The organism is Providencia vermicola (assembly GCF_010748935.1).
Taxonomy (GTDB): domain Bacteria; phylum Pseudomonadota; class Gammaproteobacteria; order Enterobacterales; family Enterobacteriaceae; genus Providencia; species Providencia zhejiangensis.
The window spans coordinates 3,501,000-3,517,083 of record NZ_CP048796.1; the positions used below are offsets into that span (position 1 = coordinate 3,501,000).

Below are 16,084 nucleotides of genomic sequence, written 5' to 3' on the forward strand. Positions count from 1 at the left end.
TATCTCGCACTTCGTTACTACACAAAAATTTGCGAGACAATTAGCAATAATTGTCCTTCGGGCAACGACTACAATTAATATTCATATTGCCCTTGTTTTACCAACACAAAGTGACGGCAAATATATAATTAGCCTGAAAAAATCTAAAAACAAACTATCAAAATTATGGAATTGAGTTAAACCTATGCCATTTACTCTTGGTCAGCGCTGGATCAGCGATACAGAAAGCGAGCTCGGATTAGGCGCCGTTGTGGCTATTGATGCCCGTATGGTGACTTTACTTTTTCCCGCCAGTGGTGAGAATCGTCTCTACTCACGTCATGATGCACCTATTACCCGAGTGATGTTCAATGAAGGTGATACCATTACCAGTCATGAAGGCTGGCAGCTCAAGGTCGAAAGTGTCAAAGAGGATAACGGCCTACTTATTTACAGTGGTACTCGCCTTGATACAGATGAACAAGATGTTACCCTGAGAGAAGTTTTTCTCGACAGTAAATTAACATTTAATAAACCACAAGACCGTCTATTTGCAGGTCAAATTGACCGCATGGATCGCTTTGCCTTACGTTATCGTGCCCGCAAGTTTCAAAGTGAGCAAGTGAAACACCAAGCAACAGGTCTACGAGGCATTCGTGCCAGTTTAATACCTCACCAATTGCATATTGCCAATGAAGTCGGTAAACGTCACCATCCGCGCGTATTACTTGCAGATGAGGTCGGTTTAGGTAAAACAATTGAAGCCGGTATGATTATCCATCAACAGTTGATGGCAGGCCGAGCAGAACGTGTTCTGATTATTGTACCTGAGAGCTTACAACATCAGTGGCTGGTTGAAATGTTGCGTCGTTTCAACCTACGCTTTTCTCTGTTTGATGATAGTCGTTATAGTGAAGCGCAACATGACAGCGATAATCCATTTGAAACAGAACAACTGGTTCTGTGCTCATTAGACTTTGTTCGTCGTAACAAGCAACGTTTCGACCTACTTGTCGAGGCTGGCTGGGATATGATGATTGTGGATGAAGCTCACCACTTACAGTGGAGTGAGGCTGCACCAAGTCGTGAATATCAGGTCATTGAAAGCTTAGCTGAACATATTCCATCTGTGTTGCTACTGACGGCAACGCCGGAACAATTAGGCCAAGAAAGCCATTTTGCGCGCCTTCGTTTGCTTGATCCAAATCGCTTCCATGACTATCAAGAATTTATCGATGAGCAGGCTAACTATCGCCCTGTCGCCGACGCTGTCTCATTATTGTTATCAGGTGAAACGCTCACGCATGATCAACAAAATCTTCTCAATGAGTTAATCAAAGAACAAGATATCGAGCCATTATTGAAAGCAGCGAATATTGACAGTGCAGACGGCACCGCCGCCCGTCAAGAGTTAATCAGCATGCTAATGGATCGACACGGTACCAGCCGCCTATTATTTAGAAATACACGTAATGGCGTTAAAGGCTTCCCACACCGTGAGTTGCACTCATTAAAAATGCCACTGCCTACCCAATACCAAACAGCCATTAAAGTTGCAGGTATTATGGGGACGAAAAAAGATCTCGAAACCCGCGCTAAAGAGATGTTATACCCTGAGCAAATTTACCAAGAATTTGAAGGTGAAAACGCAACGTGGTGGAACTTCGATCCTCGGGTTGAGTGGCTGCTCGGCTACTTAATGGCAAACCGCAATGAAAAAGTGCTGGTTATCTGCGCGAAAGCTGCAACAGCGCTACAATTAGAACAGGTTTTACGTGAACGTGAAGGGATCCGAGCCGCGGTATTCCATGAAGGCTTGTCATTGCTTGAACGTGACCGTGCCGCGGCTTACTTTGCTTCTCAAGAAGATGGCGCACAAGTGCTACTTTGTTCTGAAATTGGTTCTGAAGGCCGTAACTTCCAATTTGCGAACCAATTGGTGATGTTTGACTTACCATTTAACCCTGATCTTTTAGAACAGCGTATTGGTCGATTAGATCGTATTGGTCAAACTCGCGATATTATCTTAAGCGTGCCTTATTTAGAAAACACCGCACAAGCCGTGCTATTACGTTGGTATCATGAGGGCTTAGATGCTTTTGAGCACACTTGTCCTACAGGCCGCACCATCTACGATAAATACTATCAACAACTGTTGCAATACATGGCTGAGCCAACAGTCACAGACGGCTTTGATGAGTTTTTAAAAACCTGCCGTGAAGAGCATGAAGCATTAAAATCACAGCTAGAACAAGGCCGTGACCGTTTGCTCGAAATGCACTCTAATGGGGGGGAATCAGGTATTAAATTAGCTGAAACCATCGGTGCTGAAGACAATGATACTGAATTGGTCAATTTTGCACTCAATCTGTTTGATATTGTAGGTATTAATCAAGAAGACAAGAGTGATAACTTACTGATCTTAACCCCTTCAGATCATATGTTAGTACCGGATTTTCCTGGCTTACCACAAGATGGCTGCACCATCACCTTTGATCGTGAGCAAGCGCTGTCTCGTGAAGACACTCAATTTATTAGCTGGGAACACCCAATTATTCGCAATGGGTTAGATTTAGTTTTATCTGGTGACACGGGTAGCTGTGCCGTTTCTTTATTGAAAAACAAAGCGCTACCTGTCGGTACATTGCTAACGGAATTAATTTATGTTCTCGAAGCGCAAGCACCGAAAAACCTGCAAATTAGCCGTTTCTTACCAGCAACGCCGATTCGTTTATTAATTGATCTCAAAGGGAATAACCTTTCATCACAAGTTGAGTTTGAAAGTTTTAACCGCCAACTCAATGCGATCAATCGCCATATGGCAAGCAAATTGGTTAATGCGGTTCAAAATGAAGTGCATTCGGTACTAAAATTGTCGGAGCCTATGGTAGAAAAAGAAGCTGAAGTGCTGATTGCTAATGCAAAAGAAGCCGCAGATAAGGCTCTATCACTGGAACTGGCACGACTTGAAGCGCTGAAAGCAGTTAACCCGAATATTCGTGATGAAGAGTTGTCTGTCATTGAAGAGGAACGTAAACAATTGATCGATAATATCGGACAAGCGACATGGCGTCTTGATGCGATTCGATTAGTTGTTGTGACTCATCAATAATCACATCCTTTTAATGTTAAATCGTCAATGATTTCTCCCTCAAATGAGGGAGAAATCATTTTTATAAGACTCAGGAGCTTTATTTTTTATGATGGAACCCTACCATCCCCCTATCGAGCCTTGGCTATATGTTCTGTATCAAGATGAACATATCATTGTCGTAAATAAGCCAAGTGGGTTACTGTCTGTTCCCGGTAAAGCCCCTGAACATCATGATAGTATTATGAGTCGTATCCTTCGAGATCACCCGAATGCAGAATCTGTTCATCGTTTAGATATGGCGACCAGTGGTGTCATGGCTGTTGCTCTGAACAAGCCAGCAGAACGGGAACTTAAACGCCAATTTCGCGAACGTGAACCGAAAAAACAGTATATTGCGCGTGTTTGGGGCCATCTGGAGAAGCAAGAAGGATTCATTGATTTGCCTCTAATTTGCGACTGGCCAAATCGCCCAAAACAAAAAGTGTGTTTTGAGACTGGGAAATCGGCACAAACTGAATACCAAGTTTTGGAATATGAAGAGCAGGCAACTCGTGTAAAACTTTCCCCTATCACCGGCCGTTCACATCAATTGCGCGTTCACATGTTAGCGCTAGGCCACCCTATCCTCGGTGATCGGTTCTATGCTCATGAACAAGCACGTGCACTGGCTCCACGTTTACAATTACATGCGCAAGCGCTTTATATTACTCACCCAGCCTACGGCACTCCTATGCATTTTAGCTGCCAACCCGATTTTTAGGTTTATTTAATCATATGAATAAAAAACCATCATACGTAATGCCAATAGCACCACGTTATGATGGTTTAAAAAGTATTGTTCTGTTTTTGATATAACATGTGCCTTTAACGCGATACTTCATAAATACTCAATATCGGATAGGCATTTTCCTCAATAGTTCGTGCTAAAGCTAAGCATCCTGTGATGCGACTCCCTAGCAGCATATATCAGTATGTGACTAAGGACTCGCCAATGAAAATAACAATGCTATAGAACGAAATATGACGGGAAAAGAGATTATTTGAAATTCCGCTCTCTCTTAATCAAATCATAGGCAGCCTGTATTGACTGCGTTTTCTGTTTCGCGATTTCCATCATCTCTGGAGGCAAACCTTTTGCTATCAGTTTATCTGGATGGTGCTCACTCATTAATTTACGGTATGCGCGTTTAATGGTTGTGGGGTCATCATTAATGGAGACGCCAAGCACTTTGCATGCATCTTCAATTGTTGGCCCATTAGAAGGCTGATAATGACCACCTGATTGATGCGAGTAGCCATGTCCAAATTGCCGCCCTCCTTGGATCATGTCTAAGAATTGCTCAAATTGTGTTTTCGAGATCCCCAGTTCTTCAGCGATAATAAACAGGACTTTTCTTTCATTTGGGTGCAGGTTGCCATCGGCAAATGCCGCCTGTAGTTGAATTTCCAGAAACATCTGAATTAAGTCAAAGCGACCATAGCAAGCCATACGTAATTGTTTAAGGACATCACGCAATGGAAAATCAGGTGATTTACCTTCTCTAAATGCTTGTTGAGCCGCCTTACGTGTTTCGCCATGTATCTGCATTCTGTCCATCAAGTTTGATGCTAATTGAATGTCTGTCTCGGTTACACGGCCTTTTGCTTTTGTTAAATGCCCGAGAATTTGGAAGGTACTGGCGAAGAATATGATCTGGCGATCGCGCTTATTCATCGCACCAGAAAATTTACGTTGCGCTGATGCTTTATCAAAACCATGACCTAAAATTAACCCTACAAGTGCGCCCCAGAAGCCTAAACCCGAGACTATTGCGAGTACAACACCTATAATTTTGCCCCAATAGTGCATATATCCCTCAATTCTTCAATGCTCAGAATGCAATTTTGCATTATCATACTATCCATTCTGCTCGGTGCATAACTACAAGCGCGTAAAGTTTTTTACATTATACTGGCGCAATGTAGTTGGCTAAGTTAGTCTTTGAGCGTTTGCCGGCTATGCCAATTACGACGGAACCGCATATTTAATGATGAAAAAAAGCTATCCAACACTACTTGCCACCATGGTATGGGCGGCAATTTACAGTCAGCAAGCGCATGCTGACCTTGCAGCACAATGTATGCTGGGCGTCCCTGTTTATGACAAACCGCTGGTTAAGGGCGATCCTAAAGATTTACCGATACGTATCACTGCTGAAGACGTTCAGGGTGAATACCCTAACTTTGTCGAATACAAAGGTGATGTTGATATTCAACAGGGTAACCAAACGTTAACCGCTGATACCGTAAGATTGACACAAACAAACCCAGATAGTGCTGATCCGATCCGTGAAGTCACCGCAACAGGTAACGTTCACTATGACGACCCACAGATTATTCTAAAAGGCCCAAGCGCATGGTCTAATTTGAATAATAAGAATACCGATGTCGATGATGGCAACTACATGATGGTTGGCCGCCAAGGACGCGGTGAAGCGAAAAAAATGAAAATGCGTGGTGAAAACCGTTATTCCATCATGGAAAACGGCACATTCACCACCTGCCTACCCGGCAATAATAGCTGGAGTGTCGCTGGCTCAGAAGTCATCATTGACCGTGAAGAAGAAGTCGCTGAAATTTGGCATGCCCGTTTTCGCCTTGGCGATGTGCCGGTATTTTATAGCCCGTACATGCAATTACCGATTGGTAATAAACGTCGTTCAGGCTTCTTAATTCCAACAGGCAGTTACTCCAATAATGATGGGCTGGAATTTTCACTGCCATATTATTGGAATATTGCACCAAACTACGATGCCACGATTACGCCGCAATTTATGACCCATCGAGGTGTAAAATTAAATAATGAATTCCGTTATTTGATTACGCCAGGTACGGGAACAATCGCCTTTGATTTTATTAATCACGACCGTGCTTATATCAAAGACAAAGAGCGTAATAAACGGGATGCACGTGACAGTAATGACCGCTGGTTATTCTATTGGCGCCATTCAGGGACGTATAACCAGCATTGGAACTTCAATGCCGATTATACCAAAGTGAGCGATCGTCAATATTTTACAGACTTTAGTTCTCAGTATGGTAGTACTACTGACGGCTATGCGACCCAAAAATTCAGTACGGGTTATTCCGCTGAAAATTGGAATGCCACTTTAACTCATAAACAGTTCCAAATTTTTGTGGAAGATCCAAATCGACGCGCATACAAAGCCGAGCCTCAACTGGATTTTAACTACTACAAGAATAATTTAGGTGCTTTTGATTTACACACCTATGCGCAAGCCGCGCGTTTCACGAGTGTAGGTAAAAACAACCCAGATGCAACTCGTCTGCATATCGAACCAGAACTCAGCCTACCGCTATCAAACGGTTGGGCAAATATGAATAACAGCTTCAAACTGTTAGCAACACATTATGATCAAGACATCCCTAAATCGAATAAAAATGAGAGTTTAGAAAAAAATGTCACCCGTGTGTTGCCGATGTTTAAAAGCGATGCAAAAGTTGTTTTCGAGCGTAACCTGCTTGAAGGCAGTGATTTTGTCCAAACGTTAGAGCCGCGTGTTCAGTATCTGTATATTCCATATAAAGATCAGGACAATATTAATAACTATGACTCCGCACTGCTTCAATCCGACTATAACGGTTTATTCCGTGACCGTATTTATAGTGGTCTTGACCGCATTGCTTCGGCAAACCAATTTACCACTGGTGTGACGACGCGTATTTATGATGAAACCCTAACAGAGCGTTTTAATTTTTCTGTTGGACAAATTTACTACTTTGAACGTCCTCGCGCAGGTAACTCAAGCCTACAGATCGACGATAAGAGTAATACCGGTTCCTTATTATGGGCGACAGATTCATACTGGCGTATTAATGATAAGTGGGGTGTCCGCGGTGGGCTTCAATATGACCGCCGTTTAGGCAACGTCACGATGGGAAATGCGATTACCGAGTATCGCATTGATGCGGATCGTTTGTTACAGTTAAACTACCGCTTTGTTGACCGTGACTATATTCAAGCAACATTCCGTCGTGATGAATCAGGCGGCTATACTTACACCCTCCCTGAATACCAAAAAGGTATCTCACAGGTTGGTGCCGTATTAAGTTGGCCACTGAGTGAACGTTGGGGCTTTGTTGGCTCTTACTACTATGATACGAAACAACAACAGTCCGCCAGCCAATTGGTTGGTTTACAATACAACACCTGTTGTTGGGCGTTTAACGTAGGCTATGAACGTAAGATTGTTGGTTGGCAAGAAGATAAGTTTAGCAGCGAATATGATAATAAATGGTCATTCAATGTGGAACTTAGAGGCCTAAATAACAATCATAGTTTAGGTAGTCAGGAAATGCTGAATAGAGGTATCATGCCTTATCAGCGTGCATTCTGATAATAATTATATACTTACATGTGCTGCTAACTAACTTCAAATACTTCGAGCTATACCCTTTTCAGCTCGCAAACGAGAACGTAAAAGCAGCACGAATCAAACGATTAACCTGCCTTGGGCGGAACCTAAATCAATGAATAGGACCATTATGAAGAATTGGAAAACGCTTATTCTGGGACTGATGTTTACAAGCTCCACAGTATTGGCTGCACCACAGCAAATGGATAAAGTTGCTGCTGTTGTCAATAACGGGGTTGTACTGGAAAGTGACGTCCAGAACATGTTGAACACCGTAAAATTAAACGCACGCAATGCAGGCCAACAAGTTCCTGATGATCAAACGCTTCGCCATCAAATCCTTGATCGTTTGATTACTGATAACATCATGCTGCAAATGGCCAATCAGATGCAGATTAATATCCCTGAAGATGCCGTGAATGCCACGATTGCGGATATTGCACGTCAAAACGGCTTAACTTTCGAACAAATGCAAGCCCGCCTAAAAGCAGATGGCATCGATATGGCCAAATACCGTAGCGAGATCCGCAAAGAGATGTTGATCGCCGAGGTTCGTAATAATGAAGTTCGTCGCCGTGTGACTATTTTGCCGCAAGAAGTGGATTCGCTGGCTAAGCAGATCAGCAACCAAGCTGACTACGAAGCGAATGTGAATTTAAGTCACATCCTGATCCCTCTCCCTGAAAACCCAACCCAAGAGCAATTACAAAAAGCAGACGCTATTGTAACCAAAATCATGGGTGAACTGAAAAAGGGGACGAATTTCGGTAAATTAGCCATTGCCTACTCTGCGGACCCTCAAGCGCTGAAAGGCGGCAATATGGGGTGGTCTCGTCTACAAGAACTGCCGGTTGTCTTTGCAGAACAACTGAAAAGTGCGAAAAAAGGCGATATTGTCGGCCCAATCCGTTCAGGTGTCGGTTACCACATTTTGCAGGTAAACGATATTAATAGCGCGAATAAAACGATTTCCGTTACCGAAGTTAAGGCTCGTCACATCTTGATTAAATCATCGCCAATTATGGATGATAACCAAGCGAGACAAAAGCTAGTTCAGATTTCACAAGATATCCGTAACGGCAAAACAACGTTTGAAGATGCAGCAAAAGAAGTGTCTGAAGATCCAGGTAGCGCCTTAAAAGGGGGTGAATTAGGCTGGAACATGCCTGATGTTTATGACCCTGCTTTTCGTGATGCTCTCATGAAACTGAATAAAGGCGAGATCAGCCAACCTGTTCGTTCAAACTTTGGCTGGCATCTGATTCAGTTAGAAGATACCCGTAATGTTGATAAGACAGATGCGGCACAAAAAGATCAGGCTTATCGTTTGCTGTTTAACCGTAAATTTAACGAAGAAGCGCAAAGTTGGATGCAAGAACAACGTGCAGCGGCATACGTTAATGTCATCGATGGACGTGATAACCAATCTAATGACGAAAAATCTCAATAAACCCATTGTTATAACCCCCGGCGAACCCGCCGGGGTAGGTCCGGACTTACTCATCCAGCTCGCTCAAGAGTTTTGGCCCGTCGAGCTTATTGCCTGTGCGGATCCTGAATTACTTCTCACTCGTGCGAAACAGCTTAACCTCCCACTCACATTAAAAATCTATAACCCACACGATGAACATGACACGCAAGTGCCCGGTAGTTTATCGATTATTCCAGTGCATTTAAAAGCTCCCACACAAGCCGGTGTTTTGAATGTTGCCAATGGTGAGTATGTCACAGAAACACTCGCAAGAGCGTGTGATGGCTGTTTAAGTGGTGAGTTCTCTGCTATTGTGACCGGGCCTGTACACAAAGGGATCATTAATGATGCAGGTATTGCATTTAGCGGGCACACCGAATTTTTTGCAGACAGAAGTCATTGCCAACGTGTCGTGATGATGTTAGCAACAGAAGAGTTACGAGTCGCTCTTGCGACAACTCATCTGCCCTTGAAAGAGGTTTCCGCTGCCATTAGTCAACAAAGCTTACGTGAAGTGATCACGATTTTAGATCATGATTTACGTACAAAATTTGGTGTAGAAGCACCAAATATCTATGTGTGTGGTCTAAATCCACATGCGGGCGAAAATGGCCATATGGGCATGGAAGAGATCGACACCATTATTCCGGCACTAGAGACACTTCGTGCTGAAGGGATCAATCTGATCGGGCCGCTTCCTGCCGATACTTTATTTCAACCTAAATATTTAGAAGATGCAGATGCTGTACTCGCAATGTATCACGATCAAGGCCTTCCTGTGTTAAAATACCAAGGTTTTGGTAGAGCCGTGAACATTACGCTTGGTCTGCCTTTCATTCGTACCTCCGTTGATCATGGCACAGCGCTAGAGTTAGCAGGTACGGGTCGTGCTGATGCGGGCAGTTTTATCACCGCATTAAAGTTAGCTATCCAAATGACATATAAGAATTCATGAATAATAGAGTCCACCAAGGGCATCTTGCCCGCAAACGTTTCGGGCAGAACTTTTTAACTGACCAATTTATTATCGACAGTATTGTGGATGCAATGCATCCGCAACCGGGACAAGCTATCGTTGAGATTGGCCCAGGTCTTGGTGCGCTTACTGAGCCAGTCGGTAGCCGAATTGATAAAATGACCGTTGTTGAGCTAGACCGCGATCTCGCGGCACGCTTGCAAGTGCACCCACAATTAAAAGATAAGCTGACAATTATCCAGCAAGATGCCATGACGGTGGATTTTGGTGAATTAGCAAAACAAGCTGGGCAGCCTTTACGTGTATTTGGCAACCTACCTTATAATATTTCAACACCGTTAATGTTCCATCTATTCACATTTACTAACTCTATTGCAGATATGAATTTTATGCTGCAAAAAGAAGTGGTTAATCGACTTGTCGCAGGTCCTGGAAGTAAAGCCTATGGTCGTTTGAGTGTGATGGCACAATATTATTGCCAAGTTGTTCCTGTGCTAGAAGTCCCACCAACTGCATTTGCACCACCCCCTAAAGTTGACTCAGCAGTGGTTAGGCTTATCCCTCATCGAGAAAACCCTTATTTACTGAAAGATATCAAAATGCTTAGCCGTATTACTACGCAAGCGTTCAACCAGCGCCGTAAGACCATCCGCAATAGTTTGGGGGACTTACTCAGTGTTGAACAGCTCACTGAACTCGGTATTGATCTTGGTACTCGCGCTGAGAATATTTCCGTTGAGGCTTATTGCAAAATGGCAAACTATCTAGCAAATTAGCCAAATGTACTCTGTATAATTTGAGATAACACTGGCCAACAAAAGTCAGTGAAAGTAGTCAACAACAATACTACTACTTGAAAGATAACGAGTATAAAGGATTGAAAAGGAGGCACTATGCTTAACGAACCGAATGTTAGCATTCAAGTACAGAGTGTCTATATCGTCAGTCAGTCTCAGCCTGAAATGGGGCGATATGTATTCGCTTATACTATATCGATCCGTAACTTAGGCCGAGAGGCTCTACAATTAATGAGCCGTTACTGGCTCATTACTAACAGTGATGGTCATAAAACTGAAGTCCAAGGCGAAGGTGTTGTAGGTGAACAACCTATCATTCAACCGGGTACTGTGTATCGCTATACAAGCGGAGCTATACTGGAAACACCAATGGGAACGATGGAAGGATATTACGTCATGTTAAACCATCGTGGGGAACATTTTCACGTTGATATCCCTGCATTTCGCCTTGCGCTACCAACTTTGATTAATTAATTATGTCAACATATCTTATTGGTGATGTACACGGCTGTTATCGCGAATTACGTGCATTGCTAGAACAAGTCAATTTTGAGCCACAAAAAGATACGCTGTGGCTTACAGGGGATCTCGTTGCTAGAGGCCCTGAGTCATTGCAAGTCCTTCGCTATGTTAAAAGCCTTGGTTCATCGGTACGCTTAGTACTCGGCAACCATGACCTACATCTTCTTGGTATTTATTGCAAAATAAGCCGTAATAAACCCAAAGATCATCTTGATGAGTTACTCCATGCGCCTGACGCTGACGAGTTAATTAATTGGTTGCGTCGCCAACCCTTATTACAAGTTGATGAAGAGAAAAAAATTATCATGGCCCATGCTGGTATCACACCACAATGGGATCTGCCGACGGCTCGTATGTGCGCGCGAGAAGTCGAGTCCGTTTTATCCAGTGATGCTTACCCACTCTTTATTGACGCTATGTATGGCGATATGCCGAATAATTGGTCTGAAAACTTAATGGGGCTCCCACGCCTACGTTTTAGCACCAACGTATTAACTCGTATGCGCTACTGCTTCCCTCATGGGCAACTCGATATGATTTGTAAGGAAAGCCCAGCTAAAGCCCCGTCACCACTGAAACCTTGGTTTGCCCTACCGAGTAAATTACCTGAAGGCTATTCTGTCTTTTTTGGTCATTGGGCATCCTTGGAAGGTAAACATACCCCTGAAAATATTTATGGTTTAGATACTGGCTGTTGCTGGGGTGGAGAGTTAACGTTGTTCCATTGGGAAACTAAACAATATTACCATCAAAAATCATTGCAAAAGCGCCATAAAGATTAATCGTTTAATTAACTTTATTTCATACTTAAATAAAGTTAATTAAATAACAGTTATTTTACATATCGTAAAATGACGGGTAATTTTTTTAATTAAATATATTAATTAAAAAAGACAACATTCATACCGATAATAAAAAACGGAGCAATACGCTCCGTTTTTAAACTGAGAACAACATTAAATTCTTTTGGTTAATATTTCAAAACAATAACCATGGGAGTTATTTTCATCGGCTTCATGATACTCGGTAAAAATAGAATCCCACTCATCTGGTTCATAAATAGGGAAGTGTGTGTCACCAATCACTTCTGCATCGACATGAGTTAAATACAGTTTACTCGCAAGGGGTAAGAACTGCTGGTAGACTTTACCGCCTCCAATGACAATAATTTCATCATCATCTGAACCCGAGCCAGCTTGCTTAGCGGCAGCTAATGCCTCTTCGACAGAAGAAACCCAGATGACACTATCATCAGCGCCTACCTTGCTGCTTAAGACGATATTGACTCGCTGAGGAAGCGGACGGCCAATTGATTCATATGTTACTCTTCCCATTATCACTGGTTTATTTAAAGTATTACGTTTAAACCAAGCAAGGTCGCCAGGTAAATGCCAAGGCATCGTTTTTTCCATACCGATAACTTGGTCAATCGCCATAGCTGCGATTAAACTAATATTCATTTAGTCACCTTAGAGGCTAATATACAATTTTGTGCCCACTATACGTAAACAGAAATGCTTCGTCGACTAAATTTAATCTTCCTTAAAAAGTGGTTATTAATTTATACTCAAATAGTGATCCGACCGACTAAAAATAACATTAAAAAACAAATTTAGCTTATAGAGAAAACGAATGTACGAAACCTCCATATTAATCGCCACCATCGCTACATTAGGTATGCTTTCCCCTGGACCTGACTTCTTCCTTATTCTTAAAAATGCAGCGCGTTATCAACGCTCAGCAGCCTTAATGACCGCAATGGGGGTGATTAGTGCAGTTGCGCTCCATATGACCTATTGTGTCGCTGGACTTGCCGTTTTGATTACGACAACCCCTTGGCTATTTAATGTATTGAAATATGCTGGCGCCGCTTATTTAATTTGGATCGGTATCAAAAGCTTAATGCCAAATTCAGGGCAAAAGATAGATCTCAACAACACGCAACATGAGGTTGTTACCTTCAAGAAAGCCTTTATGCAAGGGTTTCTCTGTAATGTCCTCAATCCAAAGGCAACCCTGTTTTTTCTTGCTGTTTTCACGCAAGTTTTAAGTGTTGACTCCACTTTTGGTGAAAAATTATGGTTCGCCTTTATTATTTGGGGATTGGCTGCAATTTATTGGCCTCTGCTGGTTTGTTTAATTCAAAGCGCACCGGTCAGAAAAGGCCTAGCCAAAGTACAAAAGTATGTTGATAAAGTGCTAGGTGCGGTATTAATTGCTTTTGGAATACGTGTCGCACTGAGCTAATTTTGAGAATAAAAAAAGCAGGCTAATTCATATCGCTAGCCTGCTCGTTCACGCAAGAATGTTTAATTTTCAGGTGCGACAACCAATTGCCCCACTGAGCCTAAATCCGCCTTTTCTAAGTTATTACTGTAGAATAAAAATGGAAAGTGCTCATACGAAGGTTGCATCATCTGGACTAACAACTCGACTTTACCATCAACCCACACCGTATCTTTCCAGCCAAAATCCTCTGGGGGAGTTGGTTTCCCATTATGGTTAATGACTTTAAAGCGTACACCTTCAATATGGAAAGACTGAGGGACATTACTCGTCACCGCCCAACGCTCCCATCCGCCCTGTTGACTGGATAAATCGATACGACGCGTATCTTTTGTCGCATTATTTATTCCATAAGGCTCATTAAGATGGATATCACGATTGCGAATAGATGAGGTAATTTGCGTCTTGTCTTCAACTAATTGAGTAGGCACATCATCGGTCACTAATGACATTAACCCTGTCGCTTTAATAGTTAATACATTCGTAGAGATGAGTGTGGTCGACGGCTCAAATAAGCTTTTCACTCTATCCATAAAAGTCGCTGACTCACCAGCCGTGATCGTCAGCTCTTCTGTTTTGGCCATATCAATTAACACTTCTCGACGCTCACCCGGAGCCAAAGAAAGCTCTGGAATACTAACAGGTGCCGTCAATAATCCTTGGTCAGAGGCAACCATCACGAAAGGGCGCCCATCGCTGATCTTCATAACATAGCGTCTGGAGTTTGAAGCATTCAGTAAGCGCAAACGGATCCAACCACGAGAAACCTCAACATACGGATCTTGAACACCATTGACTAATAATGTATCCCCTAAGAACCCATCTTCATTCGCCTGATACTCTGGAACCCCAAAGTTATCTAATCGTTTGTCTTGAATAATAATCGGAAAATCATCTACACCATAATGTTTTGGTATTCTCAGATTTTTTGTCGCATCATCTTCAATTATCCACATTCCCAGCAGGCCATTATAAATTTGAGGCCCCATTTTGCCTTCAGTGTTGGCATGATACCAAAGTGTGGCTGCTGGCTGCCGAATAGGAATGACAGGAGACCAATCAGCACCTGAAGAAATTAATCTCGCTGCGCCTCCCATTTGCGTGCCGGGCACTTGTAGACCACTGATCGTCATTGAGACAGGATCAGGTAATCGATTACTGTAAATAAGCTTAATATCATCGCCATTTTTAACTTTCACCGTCGGCCCAGGGTAAGTGCCGTTTACCCCCCATACATCGGCCGAATATTTGCCATCAAAAGACCAATGTATCTTTTGTAATGTCAAAAACAGTGGTTGCCCCGATCTAGACTCTAACAATGGAGGAACAGGAAGCGGTGTTTTCCCATTACCGCTTGCAAAAGCACTATTTGGCACATTGACCAAACATAAAACCAACCCAGCCATGAGCAGAAGTTGGCGTCGACTGAATGACATAAATTCTCCACTAAACTAAAAATAGCAGCGCTAATTATTGTTAGAAGTTGGTAATACCCGCTCAATTAAGCATTAATTTTTGGTTCGCGCTAGCATAGCCCACAGTAGGGCTATTACTTTAAACTCGATATAAATAGGTATAATGATATCGCGAAAATAGATGAAACTCTAAAAATATCTATGACGATAAATAAAATTTAATAGTCAAAAATGACAAGAGTAAATACATTTAGGAGAGTAAACAGGATCAAGTAATCACTGGCTAAAGCAGCCCTTTTTTGACGATACTAAAAATACAAAAAAGGGCATGATTAGATATAATGTTTTCTTATTTATTATTCTTCTCTATTTCTTCGACTTCTTTATCAAGCTGTTTGATTTTGGCTTCCATCAAGGTATGACAGTATTCAGCAAGTTCTCTCACTTGATCTCTTGAATAGTTTTTTGTGTCTATTGGCTCTAACATTTCAATAATCACATGACCATTATTCCAACGGTTTAATTTAATCCGTCCTTGGGTGCTAGAAACACATACAGGTACGATAGGAACACCAGCAGCAATCGCGGCATGGAATGCCCCCGTTTTAAAGGGTAATAAACCCCGCCCACGACTACGTGTGCCTTCTGGGAACATCCACACTGAGATTTGATGTTTTTTAATTTGATCCGCTACTTGTGAAATCGTGTTATGCGCTTTCGAACGATTAGCGCGGTCAATCAAAATATTCCCCGTGATCCAATACAGAAAACCAAAGAAAGGAATAAATACTAAGCTTTTTTTGCCTACGGTAACCGTTCTTGGTACCACACCATTTGACATGGTGACCATGTCATAGTTGTTTTGATGGTTACCAATATAAATACTCGGACCATATTTTTTCGCTTTTTCAGGTACACGGTTAATAATTTTAATACCAAAAACGACGGATAATCGCCCAAACATATGACCAAATGTCATCACATGTTTTGGATTTCGAGGGCTAAATAAACAATAAATCCCCCCAAACACACACACCAATATTGTATAGATAATCACAATAATGGTACGAATAAGCGCTAACATAGTGACCTCTGTCCTGTTCAAAAATAAGGCGGTAAAATTCCGCCT

The 16,084-nt window shown here is 42.3% G+C and carries 13 protein-coding genes; 9 read left to right on the forward strand and 4 right to left on the reverse strand.

Features of this window, described 5'->3' with window-relative positions:
• Positions 1-184: 184 nt before the first annotated feature.
• Together rapA and rluA are read left to right on the forward strand one after the other, a co-directional pair.
• Positions 185-3,091, forward strand: coding sequence for an RNA polymerase-associated protein RapA (rapA, locus tag G3341_RS15810; RefSeq protein WP_163862875.1), 2,907 nt, complete (start codon positions 185-187; stop codon positions 3,089-3,091).
• Positions 3,092-3,179: 88 nt separating this feature from the next.
• Positions 3,180-3,833 carry a bifunctional tRNA pseudouridine(32) synthase/23S rRNA pseudouridine(746) synthase RluA gene (gene rluA / locus G3341_RS15815; protein WP_154622512.1) on the forward strand — a complete coding sequence of 218 codons (654 nt, stop codon included), beginning with the start codon at positions 3,180-3,182 and terminating at the stop codon, positions 3,831-3,833.
• 276 nt (positions 3,834-4,109) lie between these two features.
• Here rluA and djlA read toward each other — a convergent pair whose 3' ends face one another.
• Positions 4,110-4,922 carry a co-chaperone DjlA gene (djlA, locus tag G3341_RS15820; protein WP_154622513.1) on the reverse strand — a complete coding sequence of 271 codons (813 nt, stop codon included), beginning with the start codon at positions 4,920-4,922 and terminating at the stop codon, positions 4,110-4,112.
• 181 nt (positions 4,923-5,103) lie between these two features.
• Here djlA and lptD point away from each other — a divergent pair, with 181 nt between their 5' ends.
• From lptD to apaH, 6 genes are all read left to right on the forward strand, one after another.
• The gene (gene lptD, locus G3341_RS15825; RefSeq protein ID WP_167520935.1) at positions 5,104-7,470 is read left to right on the forward strand and encodes an LPS assembly protein LptD; all 2,367 of its coding nucleotides are present in this window, start codon (positions 5,104-5,106) and stop codon (positions 7,468-7,470) included.
• Positions 7,471-7,618: 148 nt separating this feature from the next.
• Positions 7,619-8,938 (forward strand): peptidylprolyl isomerase SurA, encoded by a 1,320-nt coding sequence (gene surA, locus G3341_RS15830; RefSeq protein WP_154622515.1) that lies wholly within the window; start codon positions 7,619-7,621, stop codon positions 8,936-8,938.
• Positions 8,919-9,914, forward strand: coding sequence for a 4-hydroxythreonine-4-phosphate dehydrogenase PdxA (pdxA, locus tag G3341_RS15835; RefSeq protein ID WP_154622516.1), 996 nt, complete (start codon positions 8,919-8,921; stop codon positions 9,912-9,914). Before surA ends, pdxA begins: the two co-directional genes overlap by 20 nt.
• Positions 9,911-10,711, forward strand: a complete 801-nt coding sequence (gene rsmA / locus G3341_RS15840; RefSeq protein WP_163862876.1) for a 16S rRNA (adenine(1518)-N(6)/adenine(1519)-N(6))-dimethyltransferase RsmA — start codon at positions 9,911-9,913, stop codon at positions 10,709-10,711. The genes pdxA and rsmA overlap by 4 nt, the downstream gene beginning before the upstream one ends.
• A 117-nt stretch (positions 10,712-10,828) precedes the next feature.
• Positions 10,829-11,206 (forward strand): Co2+/Mg2+ efflux protein ApaG, encoded by a 378-nt coding sequence (apaG, locus tag G3341_RS15845; protein ID WP_154622518.1) that lies wholly within the window; start codon positions 10,829-10,831, stop codon positions 11,204-11,206.
• A gap of 2 nt (positions 11,207-11,208) precedes the next feature.
• Entirely contained in the window at positions 11,209-12,036 is an 828-nt protein-coding gene (gene apaH / locus G3341_RS15850; RefSeq protein ID WP_154622519.1) for a bis(5'-nucleosyl)-tetraphosphatase (symmetrical) ApaH, read from the forward strand.
• 174 nt (positions 12,037-12,210) lie between these two features.
• Here the strand turns inward: apaH and folA are convergent, their stop codons facing one another.
• On the reverse strand, positions 12,211-12,714 hold the full coding sequence (folA, locus tag G3341_RS15855) for a type 3 dihydrofolate reductase (protein WP_154623784.1): 504 nt from the start codon (positions 12,712-12,714) through the stop codon (positions 12,211-12,213).
• A gap of 172 nt (positions 12,715-12,886) precedes the next feature.
• Here folA and G3341_RS15860 point away from each other — a divergent pair, with 172 nt between their 5' ends.
• Positions 12,887-13,501, forward strand: coding sequence for a LysE family translocator (locus G3341_RS15860; protein ID WP_154623785.1), 615 nt, complete (start codon positions 12,887-12,889; stop codon positions 13,499-13,501).
• Positions 13,502-13,563: 62 nt separating this feature from the next.
• On the opposite strand, the gene ftsP is transcribed toward G3341_RS15860, so the two are convergent.
• Together ftsP and G3341_RS15870 are read right to left on the reverse strand one after the other, a co-directional pair.
• Complete coding sequence (gene ftsP, locus G3341_RS15865; RefSeq protein WP_154623786.1) at positions 13,564-14,976, reverse strand: cell division protein FtsP; 1,413 nt, start codon at positions 14,974-14,976, stop codon at positions 13,564-13,566.
• Positions 14,977-15,304: 328 nt separating this feature from the next.
• Positions 15,305-16,039 carry a 1-acylglycerol-3-phosphate O-acyltransferase gene (locus tag G3341_RS15870; RefSeq protein WP_154623787.1) on the reverse strand — a complete coding sequence of 245 codons (735 nt, stop codon included), beginning with the start codon at positions 16,037-16,039 and terminating at the stop codon, positions 15,305-15,307.
• Positions 16,040-16,084 lie beyond the last annotated feature (45 nt).

Bases quoted from the DNA above. Each gene is read 5' to 3' on its own strand.
- rapA (WP_163862875.1), top strand. From the start codon at position 185: ATGCCATTTACTCTTGGTCAGCGCTGGATCAGCGATACAGAAAGCGAG.
- rluA (WP_154622512.1), top strand. From the start codon at position 3,180: ATGATGGAACCCTACCATCCCCCTATCGAGCCTTGGCTATATGTTCTG.
- djlA (WP_154622513.1), bottom strand. From the start codon at position 4,922: ATGCACTATTGGGGCAAAATTATAGGTGTTGTACTCGCAATAGTCTCG.
- lptD (WP_167520935.1), top strand. From the start codon at position 5,104: ATGAAAAAAAGCTATCCAACACTACTTGCCACCATGGTATGGGCGGCA.
- surA (WP_154622515.1), top strand. From the start codon at position 7,619: ATGAAGAATTGGAAAACGCTTATTCTGGGACTGATGTTTACAAGCTCC.
- pdxA (WP_154622516.1), top strand. From the start codon at position 8,919: ATGACGAAAAATCTCAATAAACCCATTGTTATAACCCCCGGCGAACCC.
- rsmA (WP_163862876.1), top strand. From the start codon at position 9,911: ATGAATAATAGAGTCCACCAAGGGCATCTTGCCCGCAAACGTTTCGGG.
- apaG (WP_154622518.1), top strand. From the start codon at position 10,829: ATGCTTAACGAACCGAATGTTAGCATTCAAGTACAGAGTGTCTATATC.
- apaH (WP_154622519.1), top strand. From the start codon at position 11,209: ATGTCAACATATCTTATTGGTGATGTACACGGCTGTTATCGCGAATTA.
- folA (WP_154623784.1), bottom strand. From the start codon at position 12,714: ATGAATATTAGTTTAATCGCAGCTATGGCGATTGACCAAGTTATCGGT.
- G3341_RS15860 (WP_154623785.1), top strand. From the start codon at position 12,887: ATGTACGAAACCTCCATATTAATCGCCACCATCGCTACATTAGGTATG.
- ftsP (WP_154623786.1), bottom strand. From the start codon at position 14,976: ATGTCATTCAGTCGACGCCAACTTCTGCTCATGGCTGGGTTGGTTTTA.
- G3341_RS15870 (WP_154623787.1), bottom strand. From the start codon at position 16,039: ATGTTAGCGCTTATTCGTACCATTATTGTGATTATCTATACAATATTG.